The sequence below is a fragment of the Pseudobutyrivibrio sp. JW11 genome (genome assembly GCF_900115355.1).
In the GTDB taxonomy this organism is placed as follows: domain Bacteria; phylum Bacillota; class Clostridia; order Lachnospirales; family Lachnospiraceae; genus Pseudobutyrivibrio; species Pseudobutyrivibrio ruminis.
On the sequence record NZ_FOWB01000002.1, the window covers coordinates 12,944 to 28,594 of the forward strand.

Annotated in this window: 18 protein-coding genes; 17 read left to right on the forward strand and 1 reads right to left on the reverse strand. The window is 38.8% G+C overall.

The annotated features are described in order from the left end of the window. Positions 1-65 precede the first annotated feature (65 nt). The 9 genes from BM102_RS02230 (at position 66) to BM102_RS02270 (ending at position 6,902) form a co-directional block, all read left to right on the forward strand. The gene (locus BM102_RS02230) at positions 66-932 is read left to right on the forward strand and encodes an Rpn family recombination-promoting nuclease/putative transposase (protein WP_177194882.1); all 867 of its coding nucleotides are present in this window, start codon (positions 66-68) and stop codon (positions 930-932) included. A 98-nt stretch (positions 933-1,030) separates the two neighbouring features. After that, a complete protein-coding gene (locus BM102_RS02235; protein ID WP_090478546.1) occupies positions 1,031-1,513 on the forward strand; it encodes a flavodoxin family protein in 483 nt (160 codons plus the stop codon). Between the two features lie 40 nt (positions 1,514-1,553). After that, positions 1,554-2,075, forward strand: coding sequence for a macro domain-containing protein (locus tag BM102_RS02240; RefSeq protein ID WP_090478549.1), 522 nt, complete (start codon positions 1,554-1,556; stop codon positions 2,073-2,075). Positions 2,076-2,113: 38 nt separating this feature from the next. Next, positions 2,114-2,587, forward strand: coding sequence for a hypothetical protein (locus tag BM102_RS02245; RefSeq protein ID WP_143085450.1), 474 nt, complete (start codon positions 2,114-2,116; stop codon positions 2,585-2,587). A 33-nt stretch (positions 2,588-2,620) separates the two neighbouring features. After that, a complete protein-coding gene (locus BM102_RS02250) occupies positions 2,621-3,022 on the forward strand; it encodes a hypothetical protein (protein ID WP_090478555.1) in 402 nt (133 codons plus the stop codon). 34 nt (positions 3,023-3,056) lie between these two features. Beyond that, a complete protein-coding gene (locus BM102_RS02255) occupies positions 3,057-4,010 on the forward strand; it encodes a DUF4037 domain-containing protein (protein WP_090478558.1) in 954 nt (317 codons plus the stop codon). Between the two features lie 369 nt (positions 4,011-4,379). After that, complete coding sequence (locus BM102_RS02260; RefSeq protein WP_090478561.1) at positions 4,380-5,570, forward strand: C-type lectin-like domain-containing protein; 1,191 nt, start codon at positions 4,380-4,382, stop codon at positions 5,568-5,570. A 52-nt stretch (positions 5,571-5,622) separates the two neighbouring features. Beyond that, positions 5,623-6,360 (forward strand): AlkZ-related protein, encoded by a 738-nt coding sequence (locus BM102_RS02265; RefSeq protein WP_090479061.1) that lies wholly within the window; start codon positions 5,623-5,625, stop codon positions 6,358-6,360. Next, positions 6,357-6,902 (forward strand): NAD(P)H-dependent oxidoreductase, encoded by a 546-nt coding sequence (locus BM102_RS02270; protein WP_090478564.1) that lies wholly within the window; start codon positions 6,357-6,359, stop codon positions 6,900-6,902. Before BM102_RS02265 ends, BM102_RS02270 begins: the two co-directional genes overlap by 4 nt. 45 nt (positions 6,903-6,947) lie before the next feature. On the opposite strand, the gene BM102_RS02275 is transcribed toward BM102_RS02270, so the two are convergent. Then, the gene (locus tag BM102_RS02275; protein WP_090478567.1) at positions 6,948-8,102 is read right to left on the reverse strand and encodes a hypothetical protein; all 1,155 of its coding nucleotides are present in this window, start codon (positions 8,100-8,102) and stop codon (positions 6,948-6,950) included. 94 nt (positions 8,103-8,196) lie between these two features. On the opposite strand from BM102_RS02275, the gene BM102_RS02280 reads away from it, so the two are divergent. From BM102_RS02280 to BM102_RS02315, 8 genes are all read left to right on the forward strand, one after another. Further along, positions 8,197-8,934, forward strand: coding sequence for a YdcF family protein (locus BM102_RS02280; RefSeq protein ID WP_090478570.1), 738 nt, complete (start codon positions 8,197-8,199; stop codon positions 8,932-8,934). Between the two features lie 51 nt (positions 8,935-8,985). Beyond that, positions 8,986-9,369: an SMU1112c/YaeR family gloxylase I-like metalloprotein gene (gloA2, locus tag BM102_RS02285; protein WP_090478574.1), complete on the forward strand. Its 384-nt coding sequence runs from the start codon at positions 8,986-8,988 to the stop codon at positions 9,367-9,369. A 17-nt stretch (positions 9,370-9,386) separates the two neighbouring features. Beyond that, positions 9,387-9,656 (forward strand): hypothetical protein, encoded by a 270-nt coding sequence (locus BM102_RS02290; protein WP_044937899.1) that lies wholly within the window; start codon positions 9,387-9,389, stop codon positions 9,654-9,656. A 23-nt stretch (positions 9,657-9,679) separates the two neighbouring features. Further along, positions 9,680-9,979 (forward strand): hypothetical protein, encoded by a 300-nt coding sequence (locus BM102_RS02295; RefSeq protein ID WP_044937901.1) that lies wholly within the window; start codon positions 9,680-9,682, stop codon positions 9,977-9,979. A 590-nt stretch (positions 9,980-10,569) separates the two neighbouring features. Continuing rightward, positions 10,570-11,334, forward strand: coding sequence for a class I SAM-dependent methyltransferase (locus BM102_RS02300; RefSeq protein WP_090478576.1), 765 nt, complete (start codon positions 10,570-10,572; stop codon positions 11,332-11,334). Positions 11,335-11,484: 150 nt separating this feature from the next. After that, on the forward strand, positions 11,485-12,093 hold the full coding sequence (locus BM102_RS02305; protein WP_177194883.1) for a TetR/AcrR family transcriptional regulator: 609 nt from the start codon (positions 11,485-11,487) through the stop codon (positions 12,091-12,093). A gap of 31 nt (positions 12,094-12,124) precedes the next feature. Continuing rightward, complete coding sequence (locus tag BM102_RS02310; RefSeq protein ID WP_090478580.1) at positions 12,125-13,912, forward strand: ABC transporter ATP-binding protein; 1,788 nt, start codon at positions 12,125-12,127, stop codon at positions 13,910-13,912. Continuing rightward, the gene (locus BM102_RS02315; RefSeq protein WP_090478582.1) at positions 13,905-15,641 is read left to right on the forward strand and encodes an ABC transporter ATP-binding protein; all 1,737 of its coding nucleotides are present in this window, start codon (positions 13,905-13,907) and stop codon (positions 15,639-15,641) included. The genes BM102_RS02310 and BM102_RS02315 overlap by 8 nt, the downstream gene beginning before the upstream one ends. The last annotated feature ends 10 nt before the right edge of the window (positions 15,642-15,651 follow it).

Genomic DNA, 15,651 nt, shown 5'->3' on the forward strand with positions numbered 1-15,651 from the left:
AACTGGTGTTCCGAAAAGATGTTCGGTATAATTAGAACATAATATAGGGTACAGGAGGTAGTATTGTGAAGACCCTACAGGAACTTACATTATTGGACAAATTTTTATTTGATGAAGTGGTGGAGGACAGTGAGGCTTACGAGGCGCTGCTACGCATCATCCTAGGAGAGGAGGAACTCAACCTTTTAACAGAAGCACAGACTGAAAAGGAATTCAGGACAGCCCCATGGCTCCGCTCAATCCGAGTAGATGTGTTCGCAATGGATGACAAGTGCAACATCTACAACACGGAGATGCAAAAAGGTAAGCGAGATGATTTGGTTAAGAGAACCAGGTACTATCAAGCTTTGATTGATTCGTCTCTTTTGACGCCAGGCGAAGTTGATTTTAATAGTATCAATAACACAACCATTATTATGATTATGCCATTTGATTTGTTTGGCTTAGGCAAGTATGTTTACACCTTTGAAAGTGTTTGCATGGAGTATCCAGAATTAAAGCTTGAGGATGGAGCAAAGCGTATTTTTATAAACACTCATGGTACAAATGTTAGCGAAGTTTCACCTGAATTTATTGCGCTAATGAAATTCATTGAATATAATGAAGATGAAGAGAACAATAACATCATGGCCTCATCAAATCTTGAAAAGATTAAGGCGCGAGTCGCGCGGGTGAAGGCCAGCGAGAAAGTAGGTGTTAGGTATATGCAGAAATGGGAAGAGGAAGATCTCATAAGGCATGAGGCTTTGGAGCAAGGTCGAGAAGAAGGCATAGAAATAGGTATAAAGCAAGGCGTTGAGCAAGGTGAAGATCGAGGAATAGCGCGCTCTATAAAAAATTTAATGAACAATATGGGCATCACAGCGGAAGAAGCGATGAGCAATCTTGGTATTACCAGTGCTAATTATGACAAGTATTTAAAAATGCTATAGAAAATACAAATCAGGAGGCAATAAGTTGCCTCCTGATTTTAGTTTTAGTTACAGGGCCTGCTAGGAATGGTACAATAATACATGAGGGGGATTTTTTCATGAAAACACTTATTATTTATTATTCCCATGAGGGAAATACAGATTTTGTTGCTAAAAAAATTGCGGATAAGATAGGTGCTGATACATTAAGATTAGTTCCTGTTAAAAAGTATCCAGAAAAAGGATTTGCAAAATTCTTCTGGGGTGGGAAGAGTGCTGTTATGGCAGAAACTCCTGATTTGGAACCATATTCTATAGATTTAGCTTCTTATGAGCAGATAGTATTTGGTTTTCCGGTTTGGGCTAGCAATATTACTCCACCACTTAGAACATTTATAAAAGAGAACCCTAGGATTAAAGAAAAGAGAATTGCAGCATTCGCATGTCAAAGTGGAGCTGGTGCAGAGAAAGCTTTTGGAAAATTGAAGGAGAGCATTGGGATAGATTCGCTTGCTGCTACACTTATTCTTATTGATCCAAAGGACAAGCCTAGTGATGATAATGATAAAAAAATAGAAGATTTTTGTAAGGAAATCTTTTAAGGTGAAAAATGTAGAAAAGCAGTAGAAGGAGAATAGTCTTATGAGCAGCTTAAAATTGATAAATGGATCATGTGCAGACCAAAAGGTTGATGCAGTTGTTAATGCTGCCAATAGATATTTAGCTGCCGGTGGCGGTATATGTGGTGTTATCTTTAGCAAAGCTGGAATGAGGGAACTATCAGATGCTTGTGATAAATGCAATCCACCTTTAAATGATGGTGAAGCAGCTATTACTCCAGCTTTTAACATGACTAATTGTAAATATATAATTCATGCAGTAGGTCCAAATTTTGGAGCTACTCCAAAAGCATTTAAGGAATTATTTGAAGCTTATTACAATTCGCTGGTTGTTCTTAAGGATAATGGTCTTCATAGTATTTCATTCCCTTTAATAAGTTCAGGAATATTTGGCGGTAGTTTAGCAGATGCTCCTGGAGAGTCAGCTAAACAATGCAAGAGAGCATACGAGAGCTTCACTAAGGATTATCCAGATTATGACGTGGATGTATCACTTTGTGCTTTTACAAGTAGTGAAATGAAATCAGCTGAGGCGCAAATATAGGAAATACTGTAAATATGGAAGAAGTGGGAGTAGTTAATATGGGAAATAAATTTGGCAATTTATGTGCGTTTTTACTGCTAGCTGTTTTGGATTTTGGCCTTTTGACATTTGGATACGTACTCATAGAAGATTACGTTACATACCGAAGAACCGACGATTTAATTGATAGAATTGTTGTACTAGCAGTTGTAATTGTAGTAGGGATTGTGATTCCCGCGTACGTGGGTTGCTGGAATATTTATACAAGTAAGGCATCTAATTGGGAATATACACATGCTACACTTACAGGACATGAAGAAAGGTACCAAGAATATGTGGTTCCCGGTTCTCATCCTAGAACAGCAAGAAAATACAGGAAATACAAGGACATTCAGATTAAATATACTGTTAACAACAGGGAATATATCAAATATATTTCTGATCATGAAGCTAATAATCGAAGACATGGCAGGGTGAGAATTAAGTATCTGAAGAAACGTCCATCATATTTTAGAATTGTTCGGGGGAATTAGGATAATAGGAACGTCTAAGTAGAGGATAATAGTATGAAAAGATTGATTATTATCACATTATGTATTGCTTCAATTGGTTTAATGGCATGTAAAGATGCAGAGCAAGATGAAATAAATGAACCAATTTATTCTCCAACTGAAGAGATAGAGGTTGAGGTACCAGAGCTAGAAGAGCCAGTTCAGGAATACAGCATGTCTTCTTTGATAGTAATGGTTGAAGAAGGAACCACTGATGAGCAAATCCAAGAGCTTTGTAATGCTTATAACCTTGAGGTTATGTATAAGTACGATGTGATATCTGGATATGCATTGTCTATAAAAGATACAATTAATGACCAGCAGTTAGATTCCCTCATTGAATCAATAGAAAGCTATAGCTTTGTTACTGCTGTAGAGAAAGATTCGATTATTCAGCTAGATGGCGTGGAGGAATAATTCAGAAACGTAATCAATTTACAGGGGAAAGATAATGCGAAACACAGAATTTGAAAAGAGTCGCCGGTTTTATGAGAATCATGTGGCTCCTATGATACATGAAAAGTTTCCTAAATATGAATCAAGAATAGCGGTAGGCTTAGTTGGCGAAGGTTCAGATTGTTTTGGTTATGATGATTATATGTCTCGTGATCATGATTTTGGTACTGGCGTATGCCTATGGCTTACCGACGAGGACTTTGATGAAATAGGATGCCTTTTATCTATAGCATATAATGAGCTTGCTATGCAGTATGGTGGTGAAAAGCTTACAGAACGACTTCAAGAGCGAAGAGGGGTTATGACTATAAGGTCATTTTACTCAAACATTCTTTATATTGATTGCAACACTAAAGACTGTATTCTTGCGGAAAATGATTGGCTTAATATAGAACACAGTTGTCTTGCTACAGCAACAAATGGAGAGGTCTTTAGAGACGATTTGGGTGAATTTACAAGATTCAGGAATCTTCTTTTAAGCTACTACCCAGATAGCATTTGGAGAAGAAGAATAGTAAATGAGCTTCATCAGTTTTCAGCAGCTCTTCAGGTGAATTATGCTAGATGCATGACTAGAAATGATATAGTGGCGGCGGAGCTTTGTAGAGCAAAAGGCCTTGAGGCAGCTATGGAGCTTTACTTTTTGCTTAATAGAAAATTTGCGCCATATTATAAATGGACTTATAGAGCTTTATCTGAACTAGATAATGAGGGCGAGTATGCAATGCTTGTCAAAAAGCTTGCTTCTACTGTAAGCGATGATGCAGCATGGAGATATAATACATATAATCCTAGAAGCATCAATATGAAAGATAAGGTGATAGCTACTGCTGAAGAAATAGCAAAAGCCATAGTTGAGCTTCTTAAGAAAAACGAGCTGATAGAAGGTGGCGACTCTTACTTGGAAATATATATCGATGAAATATTGAAGATTTATAAGGGGAAATAAACAATGTGGGAGATGGATTATATGAATTATTATGCCAGTGTGGCATAACTTTTTGATTGATTTTCAAATCCTACGGGCAGCTGATTAAAAATTTGATTTTGAACCGTAGGATTTGGGGAGATTTGAGGTAATCAGGGCTGAGGTATTATTAATTAATATACACATTTTATAGAAAGTCTAATAATTTGGCTGTAATTTATAGAAATTCATTGAGATAATACACACTAGGGGTCATTTTTCTCATTTTCCTACGGGTGAAAAGTCCTATTTGAAATTTGAACCGTAGGATTTCAATTTTCTTCCTGATTTTAGAGGAAAATATGGCAGAAGGAATGGTACAATAAGATGGACAAAAGGGAGAATGCAAACATGATGAGAATGAGAAATGTATTAAGTTGCGTAATAATTGGTAGTCTGCTCATTGGCTGTGGGCAGACTATTTCTGATGAAGAGGATATTTCTGAGACAATTGAATCTACTACAGAGGCTCAAGATACTGAGGGGAATGAGGTAGCTGAAGAAAGTGTGGGAGAATATCCTACTGAGTGGGGCCAGGCATATTTGGATTATATTAACAATATGGAAGTTGGTTCAGATGATTCTAATAAAGAAGAGACTTTGAACACTTGGGACTATACTCTTATTTATTTGGATGACGATGATATACCTGAGCTTATGATTGATACAAATGTTGAAGCAGGTGGAGAGCTAATTGCAACTTATTATGATGGTGAGGTTGTTGATTATGTGCTAAGTCGTATTGGCACGAAATACATTCCTGAAACTGGGTTATTATATACTGATACTGGCCACATGGATTATTATCCTGTATATATTTCTAAATTGGAAAATGGCCAATTTACACAAATAGCCGAGGGTTTATATTATATGTCTGATGAAGAACGTGAACGGTTATCGAGTCTAGATGAGTCAGAGAAAAGTAGTATTAACTATACATATGAATGGGAAGGTCAAGAAGTTACAAAAGAAGAATTTAATAGCAATATCGCATCGTATATAGATATAGACTTATTGGAGCGTCCAGATGATTATTATCAGCTTGGCGAGATTCGTGCGATACTACAAACCGGCAAATGGAGTTCATATGGTCATCGGTATGAATTGGTTAAGGAAAATGTATCATGGCAGGAAGCCTTTGATGAGGCGCAGGCCAAGGGCGGATATCTGGCCACAATTACCTGTAATGAGGAACTAGAAGTAGTCCAGGAACTTATAGAAAAAGAAAATATGACTGACAATTCCTTTTATATCGCCTTTAGGAAGTGTGAATGGGTTGGAGATGAATTCATGAATGATCGTTGGGTTCTTCCTTCTGGGGAAAACGTAAATACGTATTCTTCGTATGATTATGAGTATAGGAATGATCCTGATTATGATTCATCATTTAAGGAAACTGAGTGGGACGTATACGATGGCAAGGCTGGGCTTTTAATGTATGGCTCATCAGGACTGTATCTATATTTTGCGCCCGATGATATAGCTGAAAGTGTGCCTAAATATAAGGACCATGTAGGGTATGTGATTGAATATGATGAGTAGGAGGCCTGCCTTGGGGCTTTTTTGATGGGTTAGAATGGGGGATATTAAATTAATGCCTAATGAAAATGGTACATGGGTAATGTATGGAGTGGAATGGGATGATCCAGAATGTTTACATACAGTTGATGAAGCAATTGAATATATAAATGAAATTGGATTTCTGCCTCTATTTAAGAATGAAATTCCCGGATTTTCACTAGAAGAGCGCACAGTTCCCGAATATTGGTGGAGTGGCAATCCAACACTTGATCCATGGGAATGGAGAGAAATTATAGCACGTCGTGGTGACATTGCCTATGGTAAGTTTTTCAATAAGAAAGCTGGATTTATTTCAAAGGAATGGTTTCCATTTTTTGCTAACTACAGGCGTGATGGCTATGATTTTGATGCTCTATGGGATGATGAAAAAGCTTCAAGACGCCAAAAGAAAGTTATGGATGTTTTAGAAATCTGTGATGAAATATATTCTAATGAATTGAAACAAAAAGCAGGCTTTGGCAAAGGCGGCGAAAAAGGCTTTGATGGTACAATCACTGACCTTCAGATGATGACATATCTTACAGTACGTGATTTTAGGCAACGCAAGAACAAAATAGGCGAAGCTTATGGCTGGCCTATCGCCATATATACTAAGCCTGAAAATATCTATGGGCGTGACCACGTGGCATCTTTATATAGTATGAATCCGGAAGAATCTGGAAAAGCTATAGCTGAGCATATTATGGAAGTATATCCTATAGCAACTGAAAAACAGATTAGAAAGATTTTACGGGGAGTGATAAGAGTATGATTTTATTTATTAATGCATGTGTAAGAGAAGAATCGCGAACAGAAGTGTTAGCAAAGGCTTTGCTTTCTAAGCTAGGTGATTTCGAAGAAGTAAAGCTTGAAGATATTGATTTCCCAAAGACCGATGAGGCTTTCTTAAAGAAAAGAGATTCTCTTATTGCTTCGCGTAATTTTGATGATCAGATGTTTACTTTGGCCAAGCAATTTGCAAGGGCAGAGACAATTGTTATTGCTGCACCTTACTGGGACTTATCTTTTCCAGCTGTGCTTAAGCAGTATATTGAGCACATAAATGTCCTTGGGATTACTTTCGAGTATACTCCAGAAGGCATCCCAAAAGGACTATGCAAAGCAAGTAAGCTGTATTACGTAATGACAGCAGGTGGTACCTATGTTCCGGAAGAATTCGGATTTGGATATATAAAATCCCTAGCAGAAAATTTTTATGGAATAAAGGATATAGAATTGATTAAAGCAACTGGGCTAGATATCTACGGCGCTGATGAAAAGGCAATTTTAAAAGAAGCTGTGGACAGGTTGTAGAATATATAAAGAAGGCGAGGCTTTGGCCTCGCCTTTTTGTTGGAATTACCAATGGGTTTTGTGCTCGTCGATTACAGTCTTAGTTTCTGCGTTCACTAAATAAAAGCCCTTTAGAGAAGCTTCGGATTGGCCAAGGGAATTGCCGTCTTCATCCAATGGCTCTGCTTCAAGCACGAGCTCGAGGCAGTCGTTTCCTTGGTCGTCTTGTTTTATGCCGTTGTCATACAGCACGTAAACATAGTCGTCGTCGCGGGCGACGGTGCCCTTTACATAGCCTTTGGCGTTGAAGTCTAGCTCCACGGAAAAATCGGATATGACGTCCTCTTTAACCAGGTAGTTACAAAGGATTATCATGTGATTCATGATGGTGACGTCGTCCATATACTCTTCGGAGTCGTCAATCATATATTGGGAGCTATCGTCCTGATAATCTGATTCGTACGAAGGGATGTATTCTGTGTCTTCAACAGCCTCATCTGAGCTTGAATCTAAGTCGAATCCAAAGTTTATTGCATCGTAAAGCCAAATGTAGTTTGGTACAAATGATAGGATAGTAATCACTATAATCAGGGCTTTTTGCAGCTTTGAGAGCTTGGCTGTGTCAGTCTTTTTCAAAGATATGATGTATGCAATCATAGCCACAATTGTTGGGATAATCAGAGTTAGGCCCACCGTGGATATGAGGGCGGCGATGCCTACTGCGATTTTCGGAAATCCGAACCAATAATAGTTGTCGTATGGCGCGCCTATAAAGCCGATGCTAAAAGCGAAGATCCAGAACATTATCAGCAATTTGAAAGGATGATTCTTTCTTGCATTATCGGGAAGCTTTGCAGCAATTTCATCCTTGGTTTGCTCCTTACCACGGATGATGTTTATGAGCAGGTGCTTCGATAAATCGTGGTAGAAGTCGATTAGGTCAGGCCTGCTAAGGCGGTAGGCTTTGTTGATGCTATGAGAAATATAGGCGATGTCGATGCCTGCAAAAAACAGAACGATTGCCACACCAAGTAGAATGCGGGAGTAGCTGTATATCCATCGTTGCAGGTAATCCCAGTGCCTATAGAATATTTGGAAATATACCAGGAATAATGTTGCTGCGCCGTAGAGCTTTATGATACGGGACACCAGCAATGTTTTGGCGGCAAGGCGGGCGCCATCGCCAGTTGATTGTAGTTCTTCTGTGTTGTAAGTTTCCATTATTATTATTCCCCTTTTGAAGTGATATCTATATAATCTATATAAAGCTTAGTACATACGTTGGGAAAGTTCAATTATTCGAAAGGGAAGAGTAATGCATAAATTAAGATTAGTTTATGCACTTTTAGCCATTCTTTCAGCGTTGTATTCAATTGCTGTTTATATGGTGGGAAGTGGTACATTTTCATTTATTATATGGGTCTTAGCAGCTATATTTTTTGGCTTACTGTATCTGATGGACAAGAAAAACTTATGGCCCAAAGTACCTAAAGCGATAAGAATTGTTTTCAGAATTATTGTCGCTATAGGTATCTCCATCTTCATCATATGCCAGGGATGTATACTCACTCAATTCTTTTCAAAAGCAGAGAACGGTGCAGATTACATTATTGTCCTGGGCGCGCAGATGAAAGACTGGGGACCAAGTATAGTCTATAAGGCAAGGCTTGATTCTGCGGTTGATTATTTGAATAGTAATCCTGACACGAAGGTAATTGTTACAGGCGGCCAGGGCGTCAACGAATCCATCTCCGAAGGTGAAGGCGGGAAAATTTATCTTATTGAACAAGGCATATCAGAAGATAGAATAATAGTTGAAAGTGAGTCACGAGATACTGATCAAAATATCAGCAATGCGATGAATCTTGTGGAGGTATCAGCTGATATGAAAATCGGCATCGTCACAAACAATTTCCATGTATTCAGAGGAGTGATGATTGCAAAGCGCTACACCGATGCTGATGTGATGGGCATTGCTGCTTTCACAGAATACCATTATCTTCCAAACAATATGGTGAGGGAGACTTTTGGGATTTTGAAGGATATTTTCTAGAAGATAGTATATAATCGTTATATTATTAATTTAAAGAAGGAATAGTTTATTATGAATTTATCTATGATACATCATGTGGCTATAATTGTTTCTGATTATGAAAAGTCCAAGGATTTCTATGTTAATAAGCTAGGATTTGAAATCATCAGAGAAAATTTTAGGCCTCAGAAGAACGATTGGAAGCTAGATTTGAGGATAAATGAGTCAACTGAACTGGAGATTTTTGCACCTCAAAATCCGCCTAAAAGACCATCATATCCAGAAGCTTGTGGCCTTAGGCATTTAGCGTTTGTAGTTGATGATATCGTAAATACGGTAAATGAATTGAATGCCATTGGAATCGAATGCGAGCCCATCAGGACTGATGAATTTACAAATAAAAAAATGACATTCTTTTTTGATCCAGATGGATTACCACTAGAATTACATGAATAGATAGAGAGGTTAGTTTTATGTATTATGTTCCAGACGGCACAGAATTAGCAGGCTTTTATGAATGCTCAGAATGTGCTAACAGATTTTTATCAGTTCAGGTTGGTCCAAGTTTGGTTTGTCCTTACTGTGGCAAGGAGCCAGATATGGAAATTGGACCAGATGAAGAAATGCCAGTGGTCAAGGAAACAGCAAAGCTTTTGCAGGTTGTTAGAGGCGAAGAAGAGGTTGAGCGTATGGACGCACTTCTTTCATTAGCTGTCACCGGTGGCGATTATAATTGGATGTAGAAAGAATGGAGATATAAATATTTATGGGATTTTTTTCAGAGATAGATGGAGAGCTTAAGCCATCGGATGAATATTTAGCTACTCATAAGCTGGAAGGCTATGAAGAGGGCGACATGGAGCATGACGACTACGAAGTAGAGGATGACGAAGTTGCCATGTCTCTTATGAGGAAATGCAAGGATTGTGGCAAAGCCTTTACTTTGGCTGGCGCCATTAAGGAATTTGATTCCTATTTTGATGGTGAGTTTTTCTACATGGAAGAATTCGTCGGCCAGGTTTGCGGCAAATGCGCTATTGCTGATGTAGAACAGGATTTTGATTAGGCGAGGCATTTAGCCTTGCTATTGTTTTTCTGATATTGTATGGCGAGGCTGAGGCCTCGCCTTTTTTTGTTGTCGTTTTCTGTCCAAAATATACTTTTTTCAATTTAAAAGTATTAAAAGGGAGTATTTTTCAATTTTAATACTCGATGATTTGTTATTTATGGATAAAAGCTACAGGTTGTGTATTTATAAATCACCTCAAAGTATTAAAACAAAGTTACTTAAATATTTAATACTTGGAGACATTGTGAATATAAGGGGGCCAGGACAAATCAGGTATTAAAAATTCAATTAAGGCTGTTTTAATACTTTTAAGTTGGGAGAGAGGTCGCTTATCCATTAAATAGACATAAAAATATATAAAGAATTTGAGATATCGTTCTTTAAACCATGTCATAGCTCATTTTTACATAAAAAATGATTAAAATTCTCATAATCATCTCTCCAGAGCTTAATCATGATACTATTTACATCAATTAAAGCCTGCCTCCAGAAGCCAAATGTTAATAACTTATAATTCGAGTTAGACATACCTAACTAAAAGTAGTATTATGTAATCAAATTAAAACTATTTAAGAGTGGAGGGTAATATGAAACCAGATTACAAAAATTGGATGCCTAAGGGAATGATTCTGGGAGTGCAGACTGTATCAGTATTTTTCCTTGTGCTGACGTACTTTACTTTTTACAGAACACCATTGGGAAAAGTTTTTTTGGCACTAACAGTGATATTTTTATTGTGTAGCATATGGATGTATTTGATGTATAGAGCTTTCTCATATGATGGCAAGCGACAGATGTCAAAACAAATAATAAATGGTGTCTCTTCATATGTCAGCATTCCAGCAGGGGGAAAATGTCTTGATGTTGGTTGTGGAAGCGGTGCGCTGAGTATTGCATGTGCAAAGAAAAATCCTGAAGCTGAAATCACTGGAATTGATAGATGGGGTAAGGAATATGCATCCTTTAGCAAGTCGCTCTGCGATAACAATGCAATAGCTGAGGGAGTAAATAATACCACATTCAAGCAGGGAGATGCTTGTTCTCTAGATTTTCCAGATGAAACATTTGATGCAGTAACAAGCAACTATGTTTATCACAATATACCTAGCAAAGATAGGCAGGCAATTCTTTTAGAGACACTAAGAACTCTCAAGAAGGGTGGAACATTCGCTATTCATGACATCATGTCTAAAAGCAAATATGGTGATATGGAAAGTTTTGTTAAAAAACTGAAGGATATGGGGTATGAAGAAGTAAAGCTTGTAGATACAACAAATGGAATGTTCATGAGCAAATGGGAGTCAGTATGGATGGGCCTGAGCGGCTCCGCAATTCTTATGGGAAGAAAATAGGATAGATATTAAAAAGGGCGAGGCTAAATGCCTCGCTTTTTTGATGGCAATGATAATTTTTTTAGATACTATTTGACAAGTTAGCTATACCTAACTATAATGTTAGTCGGAACTAACAAGTTAACAGTGTTAACTTTGAAAGGAATTCACGTGAAAACCAAAGAAACTAAGGAACAAATTTTAAAAGCCGCAATGGAAGTGTTCATGGAGAAGGGCTATAAGGATGCCTCCATGAGAAAAATCGCAAGTAAAGTAGGTATTACAGCCACCGCTTTGTACAGGCACTATGCTAACAAAGAGGAGATTTTTGATGCTGTAGTTGAGCCTGCTGTTAGTGCTTGGGAAGGATTATGCCAGACAGAAGAGGCAAGGCAGGTGGGCACTGCTAGAGAAGATGGCGTTGAAGCCATGTGGGAAGATGAGGATCAGGCGAAGATTATCGTTAAGCTTATTTACGATAATTTTGATGCACACAAGCTTTTGTTTTGCAAAAACGAGGGCACGAAATATGAGAATTATCTTCATACGATTGTCTCAAAGGTGCAGGAAGCTACGCTGGCTTTCAAAGATGAGCTTGAAGCTGGAGGTATGCTAGTAAATTCAGTTGATGAAAATGAGATGCATTTGCTTTTAAGCGCGCAATACACAGCAATGCTGGAGATGGTTCATCATGATTTCACATACGAGCAGGCCCTTCACTATTGCGATACAATATCCAGATTCTTTAAAGAAGGTTGGAGAAAATTCTTAGGTTTCTAAATTTGTTCTTGTTTGCCAGAAGGAGGAATTTATGAAGAAAAAAAGTACGTTCTCCTGGGTTATTCATTTTGCAGGGAGAAAGAAAAGTTTTTACATCGGCAGTGTGCTGCTTGCTATTATCGGTGTAGCCATGTCATTTATTCCATATTTGATAATTGCTAAGATTGTTGGAATGCTTTTATCAAAGGATATGGATTTCAGCCATTACATGTCACTGATTTTGATGATGGCGTTATGTTGGATCCTTAGAGTTGCACTTCACTCAACATCTACAACATTGTCCCACATTGCCACATTCAACGTATTGGGCGGAATAAGAACTCAACTTTGCAAGAAGCTTTCAACTATTCCACTTGGTTCGGTTTTGGATGACAACAGTGGTGCCTACAAAAATATTATTGTAGAGCGCGTTGATTCTATGGAAACAACTTTGGCTCATATTGTGCCTGAGTTTACAGCAAATATCTTGTTGCCTATAGTCATGTTCATTTACATTCTTGCTTTGGACTGGCGCATGGGCTTAGCAAATCTCATTTCAGTTGCAATCGGTTTATGTTTTGTGGCTGGTATGATGGCCCAAAGTCAGGGTGAATTCGAATATACGATACAAAAAACTAAATATTTGAATGATACAGCTGTTGAATATATCAATGGTATCGAGGTTATCAAAGCCTTTGGCAAGACGGGAAGTTCTTATGAAAAATTCGTGCTTGCTGCAAAGGAAGGTGCAGATTGCTTCATCAATTGGATGAGAAAATGTATCTGGTTCCAGGCGGGAAGCTTTGCTTTCACACCAGCTACATTCCTTGGAGTTCTCCCAATTGGGTTACTTTTAGTGAAAAATGGTGGCATGACACCAGAGGATTTCATAACATCAGTTATTCTTTCGGCAGGTCTCATGGGACCTTTGATGATTGCATTCTCATACATGGATGACATTATGAAAATGCAGGCAATCTTTGGAGAGGTTACAGAGATTATTGAAAGAGAAGATATGGTGAGACCTGACACTCTTACAAAGCAGCCGGTGGGCTCTGATATTACTCTCAGAAATGTGCATTTTTCTTACAAGGATAAGGAAATTTTGCACGGCTTGAATATGGATATCAAGCAAGGCGAGGTTAATGCTTTTGTAGGACCTTCTGGCTCAGGCAAGAGCACCATTGCCCGTCTCATCGATTCACTGTGGGATGTGAATGAAGGAACCATCACTTTTGGCGGAGTGGATATTAAGGAACTTCCGCTTGACTATTACACAAGCCAGATTGCTTATGTTGCCCAGGACAACTATCTGTTTGATATGTCTGTAATGGAAAATATCAGACTGGGCAAGGCCTGTGCTACAGATGAAGAGGTTATCGCTGCAGCGAAAGCTACTGGATGCCATGAATTTATTTTGGGACTTGAAAATGGCTACGACACCATAGTTGGTGGCGCAGGCGGACATCTATCAGGGGGAGAGCGACAGAGAATCTGTATAGCACGAGCAATGCTCAAAGATGCACCGATTGTAATTATGGATGAGGCTACCGCATATACGGACCCAGAAAACGAAGCGCTGGTACAGGAAAGCGTGGCAAAGCTGGTACAGGGCAAGACACTTATCGTTATTGCTCATAGACTTTCAACCATCATTGATGCGGACAAGATTTTCGTTATTAATGAGGGAAATGTTGAGGCAGAAGGCACTCATGCACAGCTCCTAGCTGATTGTCCACTCTACAGAAATATGTGGGAGGCTCACACCATGTCGAAGGACGATGACAGAGTGGATTCAGTTATGGGTTCTGAAGCTAGAAGGGAGGCCGCTCATGCTTAAAATTCTGATGAAATTTTTCAAATTCTGTAATGAAGAAAACAGAAAAAAGTTTTATAAATCAATTGCATTAGGTGTTATAGATGCATTCTTTGCTGGCATGAAGATTCCTGCAGCTTATTTTGCAATTGATGCCATTGTGAATAATAACATTACCGTAAATACGTTTTTACTTGTAATGGGATTTATGCTCTTAAGCACTGTCGGAAAAATGGTTATAAATAGGTTCTATCAGATGCTTCTTACAGAAGGCGGCTATAGGACCTGCGCTGGCAAGCGAATTGAAATTGGCGAGCATCTCAGATATTTGCCAATGGGATATTTTAATGATACAAGCCTGGGACATATCACATCTGTCACCACCAACACTTTGGAACAGACAGGAGACATTGCAACCCGCGCAATAATATTAGTTATGCAGGGCACAATTACAACCCTCATCGTAAGCCTTGGTATGTTTATTTTTGACGTGCGAATCGGTTTGATATGTATTGCTGTTATCCTGATTTTCTTTATCTTCAATCAGTTTACAAACAAGAGCGTAGAGAAGGTTGCCCCCGAGAAAATTGAGTCAGATAAGGACATGGTTGGCGTAATTCTTGAGTTCATCCAGGGAATTGCAGAAATCAGAAACTACAACATTATCGCCATGAACAACGCAAGGCTCAATAAAGCAATCGAAAGAAAAACAAAGGCTGATATCAAGGCAGAGGTTGCAGCCATTCCTCTGGTAGGCGTGCAGATGCTTATCTGTAAGCTTGCGGGAGTTGTAATTGCAGGCGCATCAATTGCTTTTTATCTGAATGGCACCATGAAGCTCACATACTGCATCACAATGATGCTTTGTGCATTCATCATCTTTGAGTCCCTTGATTTGGCAGGAACTTACACAGCTCTTATCAGAATCATTGGAAAAGGCGTTGATATGGTAAATGAGATTATGGAAGTTGAGCAGATGGATATTAATGGTGAAGATATTCATCCTTCAAACCGCGACATTCATCTTGATCATGTCAGTTTTGCATATGAGGACAGGACTATCATCGACGATGTGACCCTTGATATTAAAGAAAAAACTACTACAGCTATCGTTGGCCCATCCGGTGGTGGCAAGACTACGCTGACATCCCTTATTGCAAGATTTTGGGATGTGAAATCCGGCAAGGTCACACTTGGCGGAAGAGATGTAAGGGACTACAGCTTCGATTCTCTGATGGAGAATTTCAGCTTTGTGTTCCAAAGAGTTTATTTGTTTGAGGATACCATTGCAAACAATATCAGATTTGGCCGTCCAGAGGCGTCAATGGAGGAAGTTATAGCGGCAGCCAAGAAAGCATGTTGCCACGATTTCATCATGTCACTCCCTGATGGCTATGAGACATTGGTTGGCGAGGGCGGAGCCACATTGTCAGGTGGTGAAAAACAGCGAATTGCCATTGCCAGAGCCATCATGAAGGATGCACCAATCATCATTTTGGATGAGGCAACAGCCAACGTGGATCCTGAAAACGAGAAGGAATTGACTGAGGCAATCGAGAATCTTACTAGAGAAAAGACAATCATCATGATTGCCCATAGACTGAAAACTGTACGTCACGCAGATCAAATCCTGGTCATCGATAAGGGCAAGATTGTCCAGCAGGGAAAGCACGACGAGCTCATGGCTGTGGATGGCATTTACAAGAATTTTGTTAGCGGACGCAAGAAGGCTGTAAGCTGGAAGATTGCTTAATTAAACTGGA